Origin of the sequence: Bacillus pretiosus, assembly GCF_051294775.1 — a bacterium.
GTDB classification, from domain to species: domain Bacteria; phylum Bacillota; class Bacilli; order Bacillales; family Bacillaceae_G; genus Bacillus_A; species Bacillus_A wiedmannii.
On the sequence record NZ_JBPPHF010000001.1, the window covers coordinates 435,244 to 450,033 of the forward strand.

General features: G+C 34.4%; 15 protein-coding genes. 11 read left to right on the plus strand and 4 right to left on the minus strand.

Annotated elements, in window-relative coordinates; translation table 11 throughout:
• The first annotated feature begins 6 nt into the window (after positions 1-6).
• Positions 7-453 (plus strand): DUF6376 family protein, encoded by a 447-nt coding sequence (locus tag ACSG5Z_RS02155; protein WP_087982909.1) that lies wholly within the window; start codon positions 7-9, stop codon positions 451-453.
• 91 nt (positions 454-544) lie between these two features.
• On the opposite strand, the gene ACSG5Z_RS02160 is transcribed toward ACSG5Z_RS02155, so the two are convergent.
• Positions 545-1,546: a S66 family peptidase gene (locus ACSG5Z_RS02160; protein WP_435710582.1), complete on the minus strand. Its 1,002-nt coding sequence runs from the start codon at positions 1,544-1,546 to the stop codon at positions 545-547.
• A 187-nt stretch (positions 1,547-1,733) separates the two neighbouring features.
• On the opposite strand from ACSG5Z_RS02160, the gene ACSG5Z_RS02165 reads away from it, so the two are divergent.
• Both ACSG5Z_RS02165 and ACSG5Z_RS02170 read left to right on the plus strand, forming a co-directional pair.
• Positions 1,734-2,687 carry a D-alanyl-D-alanine carboxypeptidase family protein gene (locus tag ACSG5Z_RS02165; protein ID WP_087982905.1) on the plus strand — a complete coding sequence of 318 codons (954 nt, stop codon included), beginning with the start codon at positions 1,734-1,736 and terminating at the stop codon, positions 2,685-2,687.
• 245 nt (positions 2,688-2,932) lie between these two features.
• Entirely contained in the window at positions 2,933-3,535 is a 603-nt protein-coding gene (locus ACSG5Z_RS02170) for a nitroreductase family protein (RefSeq protein ID WP_170968397.1), read from the plus strand.
• Between the two features lie 41 nt (positions 3,536-3,576).
• On the opposite strand, the gene ACSG5Z_RS02175 is transcribed toward ACSG5Z_RS02170, so the two are convergent.
• The gene (locus tag ACSG5Z_RS02175) at positions 3,577-3,747 is read right to left on the minus strand and encodes a hypothetical protein (RefSeq protein WP_048543210.1); all 171 of its coding nucleotides are present in this window, start codon (positions 3,745-3,747) and stop codon (positions 3,577-3,579) included.
• A 699-nt stretch (positions 3,748-4,446) separates the two neighbouring features.
• On the opposite strand from ACSG5Z_RS02175, the gene entFM reads away from it, so the two are divergent.
• Positions 4,447-5,727, plus strand: a complete 1,281-nt coding sequence (entFM, locus tag ACSG5Z_RS02180; protein ID WP_000755539.1) for an enterotoxin EntFM — start codon at positions 4,447-4,449, stop codon at positions 5,725-5,727.
• Positions 5,728-5,825: 98 nt separating this feature from the next.
• Here entFM and ACSG5Z_RS02185 read toward each other — a convergent pair whose 3' ends face one another.
• Positions 5,826-6,590 (minus strand): alpha/beta fold hydrolase, encoded by a 765-nt coding sequence (locus ACSG5Z_RS02185; RefSeq protein WP_088063066.1) that lies wholly within the window; start codon positions 6,588-6,590, stop codon positions 5,826-5,828.
• Positions 6,591-6,830: 240 nt separating this feature from the next.
• On the opposite strand from ACSG5Z_RS02185, the gene ACSG5Z_RS02190 reads away from it, so the two are divergent.
• The 3 genes from ACSG5Z_RS02190 (at position 6,831) to hitS (ending at position 10,427) form a co-directional block, all read left to right on the plus strand.
• Positions 6,831-8,591, plus strand: a complete 1,761-nt coding sequence (locus ACSG5Z_RS02190) for an ABC transporter ATP-binding protein (RefSeq protein ID WP_435710583.1) — start codon at positions 6,831-6,833, stop codon at positions 8,589-8,591.
• An 88-nt stretch (positions 8,592-8,679) separates the two neighbouring features.
• Positions 8,680-9,357 (plus strand): response regulator transcription factor, encoded by a 678-nt coding sequence (hitR, locus tag ACSG5Z_RS02195; RefSeq protein ID WP_217993520.1) that lies wholly within the window; start codon positions 8,680-8,682, stop codon positions 9,355-9,357.
• Positions 9,354-10,427 (plus strand): envelope stress sensor histidine kinase HitS, encoded by a 1,074-nt coding sequence (hitS, locus tag ACSG5Z_RS02200; RefSeq protein WP_142293454.1) that lies wholly within the window; start codon positions 9,354-9,356, stop codon positions 10,425-10,427. The genes hitR and hitS overlap by 4 nt, the downstream gene beginning before the upstream one ends.
• 23 nt (positions 10,428-10,450) lie before the next feature.
• On the opposite strand, the gene ACSG5Z_RS02205 is transcribed toward hitS, so the two are convergent.
• Positions 10,451-11,038: a DUF3139 domain-containing protein gene (locus ACSG5Z_RS02205; RefSeq protein WP_327987253.1), complete on the minus strand. Its 588-nt coding sequence runs from the start codon at positions 11,036-11,038 to the stop codon at positions 10,451-10,453.
• A 196-nt stretch (positions 11,039-11,234) separates the two neighbouring features.
• Here ACSG5Z_RS02205 and ACSG5Z_RS02210 point away from each other — a divergent pair, with 196 nt between their 5' ends.
• The 4 genes from ACSG5Z_RS02210 (at position 11,235) to ACSG5Z_RS02225 (ending at position 14,715) form a co-directional block, all read left to right on the plus strand.
• Positions 11,235-11,954 carry a 3-ketoacyl-ACP reductase gene (locus ACSG5Z_RS02210; RefSeq protein ID WP_435710584.1) on the plus strand — a complete coding sequence of 240 codons (720 nt, stop codon included), beginning with the start codon at positions 11,235-11,237 and terminating at the stop codon, positions 11,952-11,954.
• Between the two features lie 140 nt (positions 11,955-12,094).
• Complete coding sequence (locus tag ACSG5Z_RS02215) at positions 12,095-12,766, plus strand: O-methyltransferase (RefSeq protein ID WP_435710585.1); 672 nt, start codon at positions 12,095-12,097, stop codon at positions 12,764-12,766.
• A 131-nt stretch (positions 12,767-12,897) separates the two neighbouring features.
• Complete coding sequence (locus ACSG5Z_RS02220) at positions 12,898-13,770, plus strand: aminoglycoside 6-adenylyltransferase (RefSeq protein WP_435710586.1); 873 nt, start codon at positions 12,898-12,900, stop codon at positions 13,768-13,770.
• Positions 13,771-13,887: 117 nt separating this feature from the next.
• Positions 13,888-14,715, plus strand: a complete 828-nt coding sequence (locus ACSG5Z_RS02225; RefSeq protein ID WP_435710587.1) for a peptidoglycan-N-acetylglucosamine deacetylase — start codon at positions 13,888-13,890, stop codon at positions 14,713-14,715.
• The last annotated feature ends 75 nt before the right edge of the window (positions 14,716-14,790 follow it).

The following is a 14,790-nucleotide window of genomic DNA, read 5'->3' on the forward strand; positions in this document are numbered from 1 at the left end:
TCTAAAATGAAAATCAAATCAATTTTATTAGTATGTATAGTTTCAATTGGTTTAATGGGATGTTCACTAGTAGAGCAAGGAAAGAACTCCATAGATTATGCTCAAAAAGCGACAGACTATGTAAATGAAATAAGTGCATTTGCAAATGATGCACCAGCATTAGCTGAAAAGGCTGTTAATGATAGCGAAGCTCGAAAAGAGTTAGAAACGAAGCTTAGTGAAATTAAACAAGATATACCCGCTTTCAATGAATTAACACCACCTGATGTAGCAAAGGATCTTCATCAGCAAATCGTCGGATATAATGAAAAGTTAAATACATTAATTGATACGGCAATGACGAAGATAGAAGAAGGAAAAGTGGATGTAGAGCAATTTAAAAACTCTGAGCTTATGCAGACGATTGATCAAGTTCGTGATTTGAAAGAGAAGGTTCAAAATTTAGGACAATAATAAAAAGCTCCGTTTTGTGATGAACGGAGCTTTTTTATGTTTTCTAATGGAAAAGTTTATAATATTTTCTTCCTATAATATAAGTGTTTTTTTATATCTTCCATTGTTCTAAAATATGTATTGTTTTATTAGTTGCATCCATGTTCACTTGAGCACCTATCGGCATAGTGATCATCGGATGGGTATGACAACAATCAAAGTCAGCTAATAAAGGAATTGTTTGATTTTGCAGTACTTCTAATAATATTTCATAAGGTTTGCGATTTGTACCACAATCATCAAACTGCTCATGTTTTCCAAGAATAATACCTGAAACTTTATCAAATACGCCGTTAACTTTAAGTAATGAAAAGCTTCTTTCAATAGTAGCTGCATCTTTTGAACTATCCTCAATAAATAAAATATCCCCATTTTGAATACATGGCATATAAGGACTACCCAAAATTGCTTCTATTGTATTTAAGTTCCCTCCAATAATACGTCCAGTAGCTTGTCCATTTGTTACGGAAATCCAATTATTTGGTTTAAGTTCTTTTTCTTTCGTTTTCACTTCCCAATTAATAAATTCATCTGACCAAAATAAAGGCTGTTTTATGTTGTAAGGAAGCGATTGATCATGTAGTAATGTTTCTACAAAATATTTGTATGTATAATCTACAAAAGGCTCAAATTCTCCAAAGGAGGGGACGAGTGCCGGACCGTAAAATGTAGGGATTCCTGTTTTGGCATAAATCCCTAGCAATAAAGCTGTTGCATCTGAATAGCCAATCATTATTTTAGGGTTATTTTGAAAAGCATCATAATCAATATAAGGTAATAAGGAATTGGAATTCATACCGCCAATTGTTGACATAATACAAGATACATTAGGATTCCTTATTAAAGCATTCAGTTCCTCGGCACGCTCTTGTATACTGCCGGAGCGATAATAATCATATCGACCTGTTAGTGAACCTTCTAATATGTGAAATCCTTTCTGTTGTAAATAAGATTTCGCTCGTTCAAATCTTTTAGGAGAAGTGCAGGTTGCTGGTGAAGAGGGCGAATAAATACCGATTGTGTCTCCGTATTTTAATGGTTTTGGAAGTAGCATCGTAAGAATCCTTTCTATTGAATTATGAGTTTCTAATATTTATCATTGAATATTCTTATATTTCGGTATTATTAGTGTAACATAAATGTATTAGATGAATAAATATGCTTTTTACCTTGACGATATAAAGTAATTATTGTTATGGTTAAACGTGAGTGTATAAAAGGTTTACTAAAGGAGTTTTGAAATGAAGCGGTTAAAATGGGGAAGGCTGACGATCCTAGTAGTCATTATTTTAGGGATATGTTGGTTCTTATTCCAAGGAACTCAAAAGAGTGCAACAAATATAGAGGGACAACCTTTACAGGTGGCAGAACTACCTAAAACAGGATTAGCTGAAAAAGTAGTGCCACCAAAGTACATACCACCGAAAATTGATGCAAAAGCAGCTATGATTATTGATGCGAGTAATGGAGAAGTTATTTATCAACATAATGAAAAAGAAGCTTTTGCGCCAGCAAGCATGTCTAAGATGATGACAGCGTATCTTCTATTAGAAAATGTACATAATGGGAAAGTTCGCTGGGAAGATCCGGTGAAAATGAGTATGAAAGCGGCACAAACAGAGGGTGCGAGAATCCCAGTCCAAGTGAATGACACATTGACTGTTAAAGATTTGTACCATGCATTAATGATTGAATCGGCAAATAATTCGGCTGTAGCTTTAGCAGAACATATGGCTAAGACGGAGAAAGATTTCGTTCAGCTTATGAATGCAAAAGCGAAGGAGTTAAAAATGTCGGATTATGCTAAATTCGCAAATGCATCAGGACTACAAGAACCTGATGGAAGTGAGACGAAGATGACGGCTGCTGATGTAGCAAACTTGGCGTATCATCTAATAAAAGACTATCCAGAAATATTAGAAGTGACTCACTTACGTCAAAGTCAGTTAGCATTTAATAATATTAATGTTATAAGTACAAATGATATGTTAAACAAAAATAATAAAGCTTTATATATAGAAGGAATAGACGGATTAAAAACAGGATTTACAGATAGCGCGGGGTATTGTTTTACGGGTACAGCAAAACAAGGTGATACTCGTATTATTACTGTTGTAATGGGAACGAAAGGTAAAACGCAGCGTTTTACAGAGACGAACAAGCTAATGTCTTATGCTTTTGGCTTAGTTAATTAAGTGAAATACTGAGTTGGATCATCATATAAGCAAGGCAATTTGTTGTTACTTATTATCGGTAACAATAAATTGCCTTTTTATTGTTAGTATTAGGAAGTAAAAAGGTAAAAAATGTGAGTGTTATTATTTGAGTTTATTATTGTTTGTTGATAGTCTAAAGTTAGAAGCTTATTAATGATAAGTTTTAAGAGGCGGAACATGATGTATACATATGAAAAAGCCTCAAATGAAAATTGGAGGGAATTATGATGGCAAAAGATTTTTACACAGCAATTGAAGACAGAAGATCTATTTACGCGATTAGTAAAGAGCAAGTAGTTTCTGATGAAAAAATTCAAGAAGTGATTTATCATGCTGTAAAACATACACCTTCAGCTTTTAACTCTCAGAGCGCCCGCGTTGTCGTCTTGCTAGGAGAACAACATGATAAGTTATGGGATATTACGAAAGAAACGTTACGAAAAATTGTACCTGAAAATAACTTTGCATCTACTGAAGAAAAAATGAATGCATTTAAAAGTGGTTATGGAACGGTTTTATACTTTGAAGACAGTCAAGTAGTGGAAGAACTGCAAGAAAACTTTGCATTATACAAAGAGAATTTCCCAACGTGGTCACAGCAATCCTCAGGAATGTTACAATTTGCAATTTGGACAGCTTTAGAAATTGAAGGATTTGGTGCTACATTGCAGCATTACAATCCATTAATTGATGAAGAAGTGAGAAAAGAATGGGAAGTTCCAGAAAGCTGGAAACTTACTGCGCAAATGCCGTTTGGTAAACCGGTGGTACCTGCAGGTGAAAAAGAATACCAACCTTTAGAAAATCGTGTGAAAATTTATAAATAATGCGAGATAAAAGGTGAACAGGGATACAACCTGTTCACCTTTTATAAGTAATAAGGATTTTTCTGATAGGAATTTTTCATCTGATCTTTTAATTCGTTTTTACGTGTTTCAATAGTTGATATTTTTTGTAAGGTAATAATTGAAACGAATTGAAAAAAAGCAGAGTACAATTCTATATTTTTATTTATAGGATCATCTATTATGTTTTTCATAAATATACCTCCTTTTTTAATCCCATTATTTGTGGGCAATAAGACTTCCATCTCAAAATTCAATGTACCGCCCTGTAAAAGTTCCATAGGTTTCAGTGTAGGGTAAATAAAATTTGTATTGGTTAAAATACCGCTATATATATGATAATATAAATATCCTATAAATTCCATAGTTAGTGAAAAATAGGCAGTGGTGTGTGTGTTTTCGCCAAATTAGAACAGAATTTTTGAAGTTAAATCTTACAAATCGTCAAATCTTTTATAAGTGATAGCTAGTATCAAAAATAGTTTTCTAAAAATATTATACTATTGATTAAAAAAGCATTTTTTGTCATGATAAGAGTATGCTTTATGTAAGGGACTTTACTAGAAAATACATTCTTTGCATTGGATTCGATGAATAGAGTTTTTCAAAGTGGATAGAAAATGTATATTAAGATAATGAATGAAATGTCGAATTTTCAATGAAATACATAAGAGAATTGAAAAAAGCATTGCAAAAACAATAAGTTTAATGGTAAAGTTCACATGAAGTTCACACGGAATTCACTTCATTCATTTAAAATGAACTCTGTGTGAAAAATAAAACTCTTGTTAAAAAATGGAACTTAATGAATATTTTACTTTGATAATATTGTAATGTATTAAGTTTATAAGTTTTTTTAAGAGGATAGTAGGGAAAGGAAGTAAAGACAACTTATGAAAAAAGTAATTGCAGGTTTAGCAGCAGCTTCTGTAGTGGGTGTTGCAGTTCCAGGTATGGATTCTGCTCAGGCACAAGTTTCAAATGAGGCGCTAAAAGAAATTAATGGACAAACTCAAACTCAAACGACTGTAACTGAAACAAAAAAGGTAGAAACAACTTCTGAATTAAAATACACGGTAACAGCTGATGTATTAAATGTACGTTCAGGTGCTGGTACAGGACATAACGTTATTTCTAAAGTGAAATCAGGTCAAGTACTACAAGTAATTGGACAAGAAAACGGTTGGTTCAAAGTAACTGTAAACGGTCAAACTGGTTATGTAAGTGGTGACTTCGTAACGACTGGTGGTAAAACAGGAACTACTGTTCAACAAGGAACTGGTACTTACACAGTAAACGTTTCTTCACTAAACGTACGTACAGGCCCAAGTACATCTCATACAGTATTAGGCTCTGTAAATAAAGGTAAAACAGTACAAGTTGTTGGAGAAGTACAAGATTGGTTTAAAATCAACTTCAATGGTGGAACTGGATACGTAAGCAAAGACTTCGTAACAAAAGGTGGTTCTGCTGTATCTAACGAAACAAAACAACCAACTACAAACAACAATACTACTACAGTTCAAACTGGTGGTTCTTATGTTGTTAACACTGGTGCTTTAAAAGTACGTACAGGCCCAGCTACATACAACGCTGTAATCGGTGGCGTAACACAAGGTAAAGTATTAAACGTTACTGGCGCTGAAAATGGTTGGTACAAAATTAACCATAACGGCCGTACAGGTTACGTAAGTGCAGACTTCGTTAAGTTTGTAAAAGGCGGAGTAAACAACGTTACAAATAACAATAACGTTACAAATAACGTTCAACAACCAGGTAAAGACGTACAAAAACCAACAACAGGTGGAGATACATCTTCAATCGCTGGATTCGCTAGATCATTAAATGGTTCACCATACAGAACTGCTGGTACAACACCTGCTGGTTTTGACTGCAGTGGATTCATTCACTACGTATTAAATCAAACTGGTCATAAAGGCGCTCGTCAAACAGTTGCTGGATACTGGAGCTCTAAAACAAAAACTAGCAATCCACAACCAGGTGATTTAGTATACTTCCAAAATACTTATAAATCAGGTCCTTCTCACATGGGTGTTTACTTAGGAAACGGTCAGTTCATTAGTGCAGAAACTGATGCAACTGGTGTACGTATTAGTTCTGTAAGTAACTCTTACTGGAGCAAGCACATGTTAGGTTACACAAAAGCATACTAAGAAAAAGTAGTTTATATACTTTTCGTATAGAGAAAAGGCTTTCCAGGGAAACTTGGGAAGCCTTTTTATAGTTGAGTAAATTGGGAATGTAGTAGTTTTTACTGTAACTTCCCATTTAAAAATCGAGCGTATAGGTCATGAAAGTAGTTGGGACGAAATAAGTTTGCTGCATGTCCTGCTAACGGTATTTCTTTATATAAAACGTTAGGAAGAACGGACTTTAAATCAAAAAGACAAGATTTATAGAGATGATCATGTTCACCCATTACCCATAATATAGGGTGGGGAAGTGATTTTAATTTAGATTTTAAATCGAATTCTAAACGATGCCGTAATGATTGGGAAATAATTGATGAATGTAATTGCAATCCGAAACGGTAATAAATATTTCTTGAAATGACTGCGAACGGATTTGCCTTTAGTATGCCACTTGGAAAAATGGTATTTGCATATTGAGAGAGCCATTTAGAGTATTCGTCTCCGCGCTTCTCCCAAAATTTTTGAAATACGTTATATAAAAGGGATGGATTATTATAATGTCCACCAATATGACAAATGCTTAATACTTTTTCTGGGTGCATTTGTGCAAAAATTGTAGAGATATAACAGCCATAACTTAGAGCGCAAATATGGGCTTTTGTAATACCTTCTTTTTCATATAATTTCAATAGTTGATCTACGAGGCGCTGTAATGAAAATTCGATAGCTTCTCCTTTATCGTCGCCGTGACCTAATAAGTCATAAGTAATAATGTTGTAAGAGGCGGAAAATCGCTTATGCTCTTTTTTGAAGGCACGACGATTGCCGACTAATCCATGAATAAAAATGATTGTTTCCTTTTCGGAATGTATATTTGTTTGCAAAAAGGATACTCCTTTCAATAACGGGAGATTTATACAGTATTGTAAATTAGTTATCTATAATTCACATAGAATAATATTAAGTACCAGGTAATAATATCAGATGTTTATATCTGTTGTAAAGATGCGTTTGTATGTATATTTTGTAAAAACAGAAAAAGTGTGTTTACATTCAGTTTACATTTGTATTGTATTCTACTTTTAGAAAGAACAGTTTGGTTGAACACGAGGAGATGAACAAAAATGGAAGTTAGAAATGAGATGGAGAAAAAAGGGAGCTGGAGGCAGTTTTTACGCCTTATTCAAGATACAAATCCTCCAAAGGGGATTCTTGCTTTTGCGTTATTAATGAGTTTACTTTCTACTGGAGCAAGTTTATTTATACCGATGTTAACGAAGGGCTTAGTAGATAATTTTTCACTTTCGTCAATTAGTACAGGACAAATTGTTGGGCTAATTGCATTCTTTATTATGCAAACTATAGCCGCGGGATTGTCTATATATTTACTAAATTATATAGGACAGAACATTGTAGCTGGACTGAGAGAACGTTTGTGGAAAAAGGTGCTTATTTTACCGGTAACTTATTATGATCAAAATAGAACAGGCGATACAATTAGCCGTATGACAAATGATACAGGAGTTGTGAAAACGTTAATTTCTGAGCATTTGTCAAATTTATTAACAGGCGGTATTTCAATTGTTGGATCATTAATTGTACTATTTGTTTTAGATTGGAAAATGACACTTTTACTTTTAACGGTTATTCCGTTATCAGTACTCATCTTAGTTCCACTTGGACGAAAAATGTATAAGATTTCAAAAGCACTTCAAGATGAAACGGCTTCTTTTACTAGTGTATTAACACAAGTATTATCAGAAATTCGTTTAGTGAAATCTTCGAACACAGAAAAAAAGGAATATGAAACTGGAAATAAAGGTATTGAAAAGCTATTACAATTTGGCTTGAAAGAGGGAAAAGTGCAAGCGTTAATTTCACCAGTTATGTCGTTTGTTTTAATGGCATTACTTGTTATTATCGTAGGGTATGGTGGAATGCGAGTTTCTAGCGGTGCATTAACAACAGGAGAACTAGTAGCATTTATTTTATATTTAGTTCAAATTATAATGCCGATGAGTCAATTATCTATGTTCTTTACACAATTCCAAAAGGCAATTGGTGCAACGGAAAGAATTAATACAATTTTAGAATATGAAGTAGAAGATCATGAAACTGGTGTGAAAGTCACAAATGCTAAGCAGCCAATCGTTCTTGAAAATGTACATTTTGAGTATAACGAAGAAGAGAAAGTTTTAAAGAATATTGATTTTACAATTGAATCAGGAAAAGTAACAGCGATTGTAGGACCAAGTGGTAGCGGGAAAACGACGTTATTCTCACTATTAGAACGTTTTTACGAGCCAACTAGCGGTGCCATTAATTTAGGAAAAGACTCAATTACGAGTTATTCATTGCAATCATGGCGACGTCAAATTGGTTACGTTTCACAAGATAGTCCGTTAATTGATGGGACAATTCGTGATAATATTTGCTACGGTGTTGAGGGTGAAGTGACTGATGCAGAAATTGAAAAAGTAGCAGCGATGGCATATGTTGATGCATTTATTCATGATTTGCCAAACGGATATGCAACAGAAGTTGGAGAGCGTGGTGTGAAGCTTTCTGGAGGGCAAAGACAGCGAATTGCAATTGCTCGAGCGTTACTTCGAAATCCACAAATTCTTATGTTAGATGAAGCAACTTCCAGTCTAGATAGTAAATCAGAGTCTGTCGTTCAGAAAGCGTTAAATAACTTAATGAAAGGCAGAACAACATTAGTTATTGCACATAGACTTTCTACTGTTGTGGATGCAGATAAAATTATCTTTATAGAAAAAGGGAATCTTACAGGAAGCGGTACACATGATGAATTATTACAGACACATGATATGTATCGTGAATTTGCAACGCAACAATTGAAAATTAAAGAGGGCGTATTATAAAATGAATCATTAGTGGGGTTTTTACTCCACTAATGATTCATTTTTAAAAGTTTTATAAAGGATGCGAATTAGAAAGGAAATGGTTTCTTTGATACCTAACATTTTAATAGTGGACGATGATCCGCACATTAGGGAACTTGTTTCTGTATTTTTAGAACGAGAAGGTTTTCAAACATATGAGGCAATTGATGGACTAGATGCACTTCAGAAAATAGACGAAGTAAAAGTTGATATGGTTGTTCTTGATATCATGATGCCAAATATGGATGGATTTGATGTATGTTTTGAATTAAGGAAGTACTATGATATTCCGATTTTGATGCTAACTGCTAAAGGGGAAACGTCTCAAAAAGTAAAAGGATTTCACCTTGGCACGGATGATTATCTTGTAAAACCATTTGATCCTATAGAACTAGTAGTGAGAGTTAAGGCGTTATTGAAACGTTACCAAATTACAGTGTCGCAATCGATTCAAATTGGGAATGTACTGTTAAATCGTAAAACATTTGAAGTTACAGCCGGAGAACAAACAGTCACATTACCGCTAAAAGAATTCGAATTGCTCTTTACTTTAGGTTCTAAAGCAGGAAGAACTTGTGCGAGAGAGCAGTTAATTGAAGATGTATGGGGATATGATTTTGAAGGGAATGAACGTACACTAGACGTTCATATTAATCGACTACGTGAGAAGTTTCAAGAAGAGAAGTCGAAGTTTAGTATTAAAACGATAAGAGGATTAGGGTATCGCTTAGAGGTAAGTAAATGAGGAAAAGAAAACGAATGAGTAAGTTGAAGATGTTGAAAGTAACGGGAGCGGTATTAGCGCTTTTTTCTTTTCTCACTATAATTTGGTCTATCGCATTTTATGTAGCAACTAGTATATTGAATGCTTTTGAAGTAAACGTATCGTCGTTTGTGGCCTTTCTAATTAGTGATATGGTCGGTTTTGTATTTATTGTTCTTATCTGGACATTGATTGGGATATTAATGAGACCAAAACGAGAGGCAATGATTTGGACTATTATTGAACCGATACAAAAAATTGCAAAAGGAGACTTCTCCGTAAAAATACGAAATGAAGAAAAGTATGATGGAGAAATTGGTGTACTCGTAAAAAGTATAAATGATATGACAGATGAACTGAATGCGATGGAGAAAATGCGCCAGGAATTTGTATCGAATGTTTCTCATGAAATACAGTCACCATTAACATCTATAAAAGGATTTGCTAGAGCGCTACAAGATAACAATCTTTCCGAGGAAAAACGAAAGCATTATCTTACCATTATTGAAACGGAAACGACGAGATTATCTAAACTAAGCCAAAATTTACTGAAACTAACTCTTTTAGAGTCGGAAGAGTATACACCAGAAAGAGTGACTTATCGATTAGATCAACAGTTAAAGCAAACTGTGTTAAATAGTGAACCGCTCTGGGCTGAAAAAGAAATTGAATTAGATCTTGATTTAGAAAAAGTGTATATAATTGCGGATCAAGAAAGTATGAGTCAAGTGTGGATTAATTTAATTCATAATAGTATTAAATTTACGCCAAGTCGTGGCACAATTACAATTCAGTTAAAAGAATATGAGAAATACGTAGAAATACGTATCCATGATTCGGGAATTGGTATATCTGAAAAACAAAAACAACATATTTTTGAACGGTTTTATAAAGCGGATTCTTCACGAAATCGTGCTTATGGAGGAAGTGGCTTAGGCTTGGCCATTGTAAAAAAGGTACTTGACCTTCATCAAGGAGAAATAAAAGTCGAGAGTGAGGAAGGGAATGGAACAGAATTTATTGTGTGTATTCCGAATTATGAAGAGAAATAGTGTTAGGAGGATAGCTTCTAACACTATTTTTCTTTAAAAATACATTCCCCGTTACTGCAACTATATTGATAAGCTGTTCCTTGGCCATTCATACGGTATGAATAATCTGATTTTTTATCTTTCTTAAAGTCAACATATGCTTCTGCACCGTTTGTATCATCATCGATATCAATGAATTGAACATAGCGTATAGAATAATCTTTCTTTTCGCTTAAACCTCTTTCTTGCAAGTTAGTATGGATACCGTCTACTAACTCGTCAAACAATGACCAGTTTAAATTAAGATTTTTAAATGACTCAGTATGTCTTCCTAAAATGCCGTTGTCTTGTATTATTTTCTTATTATTATCGTATGTATAAGAGTATGTAAAATAAGGTTCGTCTTTATATACTACCTCTGCATAATAGCCGATATTATAAATGGGAGTATATTTTCCGGTTATGCTTTGTATTTCTTTTTGCTTATAGCCTTGTATAGTATAGAGATAGTCGCTAGTATCTTTTTCTATTACTTTATAATGTAGTGGATTACCAAATATAAAGTACATAGCCAAAAATATGATACATAGTCCGACTGCAGTTAGTGACAAGAACCATTTTTTTCTTTTCATACACATACACTCTCCTATGCTGGATTTATTTTTATTTTACATGAATTATGGCAAAAACATGAGACTTATCAATAAAAACTTTCCATAGTTACCTATAAGTAACCTACGCACATGAAAGTGCATCATTGCCTTTTTACATAAACACAGATACAATTTTAATATAATACATAACTGAGATGATTAAGGAGTGTTATACTTGGCAGAATTATTACAAGGTAAAAATGCTTTAATTACAGGAGCAGGTAGAGGAATTGGTCGCGCTGTAGCAATCGCATTAGCGAAAGAGGGCGTAAATGTAGGTCTTTTAGCTCGTTCAGAAGAAAACTTGAAAGCTGTAGCGAAAGAAGTAGAAACAGAAGGCGTAAAAGCTGTTATTGCGACTGCTGATGTATCTTCATATGAAGAGGTAACGACTTCAATTGAAACGTTAAAAAATGGTTTAGGGTCTATCGATATTTTAATTAATAACGCTGGTATTTCTAAGTTCGGTAAGTTTTTAGAATTAGACGTTGCTGATTGGGAAAAAATCATTCAAGTAAACTTAATGGGTGTATACTATGCAACTCGTGCAGCTTTACCAAGTATGATTGAACAACAATCTGGTGATATTATTAACATTTCATCTACAGCAGGACAAAAAGGTGCACCTGTAACAAGTGCATACAGTGCTTCTAAATTTGGTGTTCTTGGCTTAACAGAATCGTTAGCGATGGAAGTTCGCAAACATAATATTCGTGTAACAGCTTTAACTCCAAGTACAGTAGCAACTGATATGGCTGTAGATTTAGGGTTAACTGATGGAAACCCAGATAAAGTAATGCAAGCAGAAGATATTGCAGAGTTTATCGTAGCGCAGCTGAAATTAAATAAACGTACATTTATTAAATCAGCAGGACTTTGGTCTACTAATCCGTAAGGGATAATTTCATAAACAAAAGAAGGGATATTTATTCTGTAATGGAGTAGATGTCCCTTCTTTATTTTTGTTTATAAGGGAGAATTTTCTGTATAATAATATGTGAATAGTAGAAAAATATTGAAAGGGATGGTGTTTACATGAGTACGATTGAGAAATGGACGGCTGTTGATCAATATGTGAGTGATGTATTAATACCGAAAGATTCTACATTAGAAGAAGTACTTCAAGCAAACGCTGCAGCTAATTTACCAGCACATGATGTATCGCCAACGCAAGGGAAGTTTTTGCAACTATTAGTACAAATTCAAGGAGCTCGAAACATTTTGGAAATTGGTACTCTAGGCGGATATAGCACGATATGGCTTGCAAGGGGATTGCCATCTGGAGGCAGAGTTGTTACATTGGAGGCAAGTGAAAAGCATGCTGAAATTGCACGTAGCAATATTGAGCGTGCCAATTTGAATGATAGAATTGAAGTGCGAACAGGATTAGCTTTAGATTCTTTACAGCAAATCGAAAATGAGAAGTATGAACCATTTGATTTTATTTTTATAGACGCTGATAAACAAAATAACCCTACCTATTTTGAATGGGCACTGAAACTGTCACGCCCTGGTACTATAATTATTGGTGATAACGTAGTACGTGAAGGAGAAGTTATTGACAATACGAGTAACGATCCTCGCGTACAAGGGATACGTCGCTTCTATGAATTAATAGCTGCAGAGCCACGTGTAAGTGCTACTGCGCTTCAAACTGTCGGAAGTAAAGGATACGATGGGTTTGGAATGGCAGTCGTAAAAGAATGACGGAAGGTGGTAAAAAGATGAAAAAGATGTTTCAAAAATTATAACATGTATCGTGTACAACACAGCTAGCTCGTGGACCTCCAACATACTTGGAAATATAAGTTTATATAAAAATTGGAGGTTAGGAATAGATGAGAACTGAAAAAGAAATGTTAGACTTAATTATTAGTACAGCAAAAGAGGATGGAAGAATTCGAGCTGTCATCATGAATGGGTCACGTGTAAATCAACATGTGAAAAAAGATTGTTTTCAAGACTATGATATTATGTATGTTGTAAATGATATACAATCTTTTACGTCTAATCATAATTGGATTCATAGATTTGGTGAAATAATGATTGTACAAATGCCGGAAGAAATGTCATTAGTTCCACCAGATGAAGACGGGAAATTTCCGTATTTAATGCAGTTTATGGATGGAAACCGAATTGATTTAACGCTCGTTCCCTTTGATTTGATAAATAAGTTCATTGGACAAGATAGTTTAAGTGAACTGCTTCTGGATAAAGATAATTGTATTGACGAATTTCCACCAGCAAGCGATAGGGATTACTTAATAAAAAAGCCTACAGAAAAAGAGTTTTTAGATTGCTGTAATGAATTTTGGTGGTGTAGTACGAATGTGGCAAAAGGACTATGGAGGGAAGAACTTTCTTATGCGAAAGGAATGCTTGATGGTCCAGTACGAGATATGTTCATCGTAATGTTAGAATGGCATATTGGTATGAAAACAGACTTTACAGTTAATGCAGGAAAGTTTGGAAAGCTTCTCGAGCAATACATTGAAAAAGATATGTGGGAGCAATTTAAAAGGACCTATTCGAATGCTGAATATGAAGACATTTGGGAGTCGTTTTTTGTAATGGGCGATTTATTTAGAAAAGTTGCGAACGAAATTGGTAACACATTTGGGTATCAATACCCGCAAGGTGATGATGACAGAGTGACAAGCTATTTAAAACATGTAAAAGCTTTGCCGAAAGATAGTGCATCGATTTATTAATTGTATATAGCAGTAAGACTGTCCTAATTATGGACAGTCTTATTTTTGTTCATGAATAATAATTTCTCTAACAAAGTGCAGATGAATCACATATGAAATTTTAGGGAGGTTTTTATCATGTATTATTTTTATTCGTCAGAAATGTTTGCCCCATATGAATGGGGACTAGAACGAGATGTTTCGTACGCCTATATGCCATATCACTCATTTTATTATGGAGACTATATGAGTTCATTGCCATACACATATATCCCTCAAAAATATACAGTACAAATGAAAGCATATGAGCGTGGATCGTGGACGCCATTTTCGTGGGTCGAAAAATATGCGTACGCATTTTCAGGGCCGTACAATAAAGCGGAAGTCGCTCTTACATTTGATGATGGACCAGATTTAGAATTTACGCCGAAAATTTTAGATAAGTTAAAACAACATAATGCGAAGGCGACTTTCTTCTTGCTTGGTGAAAATGCAGAAAAGTTTCCGAATGTAGTAAAACGTATTGCGAATGAAGGGCATGTAATTGGCAATCATACGTATAGCCATCCAAATTTAGCGAAAGTAAATGATGCTGAGTACCGTAATCAAATTATGAAAACCGAAGAAATATTAAATCGTTTAGCTGGTTATGCACCGAAATTTATTCGTCCGCCATACGGTGAAATACTTGAAAATCAATTGAAGTGGGCAACAGAGCAAAATTTTATGATTGTACAATGGAGTGTTGATACGGTTGATTGGAAAGGAGTAAGCGCTGATACGATTACAAATAATGTGTTAGGGAATTCATTTCCTGGCAGTGTTATACTTCAGCATTCAACACCAGGTGGGCATTTGCAAGGATCTGTAGAGGCACTAGACAAAATTATTCCGCAGTTAAAAACGAAAGGGGCACGCTTTGTAACGCTGCCAAGTATGTTCCAAACATCGAAAGAGAGAAAATAAACTGGAATTTAAATCAGTCGGGTATTGTCAATCATCCACTATAAAGAATAGGACTCCCAAGTACTTTAAAATGGG

Excerpts from the sequence above, each read along its gene's own strand:
- ACSG5Z_RS02175 (WP_048543210.1), bottom strand. The coding sequence starts at position 3,747 with ATGAAAAACATAATAGATGATCCTATAAATAAAAATATAGAATTGTAC.
- ACSG5Z_RS02205 (WP_327987253.1), bottom strand. The coding sequence starts at position 11,038 with ATGAAAAGAAAAAAATGGTTCTTGTCACTAACTGCAGTCGGACTATGT.
- ACSG5Z_RS02190 (WP_435710583.1), top strand. The coding sequence starts at position 6,831 with ATGGAAGTTAGAAATGAGATGGAGAAAAAAGGGAGCTGGAGGCAGTTT.
- ACSG5Z_RS02165 (WP_087982905.1), top strand. The coding sequence starts at position 1,734 with ATGAAGCGGTTAAAATGGGGAAGGCTGACGATCCTAGTAGTCATTATT.
- ACSG5Z_RS02170 (WP_170968397.1), top strand. The coding sequence starts at position 2,933 with ATGATGGCAAAAGATTTTTACACAGCAATTGAAGACAGAAGATCTATT.
- ACSG5Z_RS02160 (WP_435710582.1), bottom strand. The coding sequence starts at position 1,546 with ATGCTACTTCCAAAACCATTAAAATACGGAGACACAATCGGTATTTAT.
- ACSG5Z_RS02215 (WP_435710585.1), top strand. The coding sequence starts at position 12,095 with ATGAGTACGATTGAGAAATGGACGGCTGTTGATCAATATGTGAGTGAT.
- ACSG5Z_RS02220 (WP_435710586.1), top strand. The coding sequence starts at position 12,898 with ATGAGAACTGAAAAAGAAATGTTAGACTTAATTATTAGTACAGCAAAA.
- entFM (WP_000755539.1), top strand. The coding sequence starts at position 4,447 with ATGAAAAAAGTAATTGCAGGTTTAGCAGCAGCTTCTGTAGTGGGTGTT.
- hitS (WP_142293454.1), top strand. The coding sequence starts at position 9,354 with ATGAGGAAAAGAAAACGAATGAGTAAGTTGAAGATGTTGAAAGTAACG.
- ACSG5Z_RS02155 (WP_087982909.1), top strand. The coding sequence starts at position 7 with ATGAAAATCAAATCAATTTTATTAGTATGTATAGTTTCAATTGGTTTA.
- ACSG5Z_RS02225 (WP_435710587.1), top strand. The coding sequence starts at position 13,888 with ATGTATTATTTTTATTCGTCAGAAATGTTTGCCCCATATGAATGGGGA.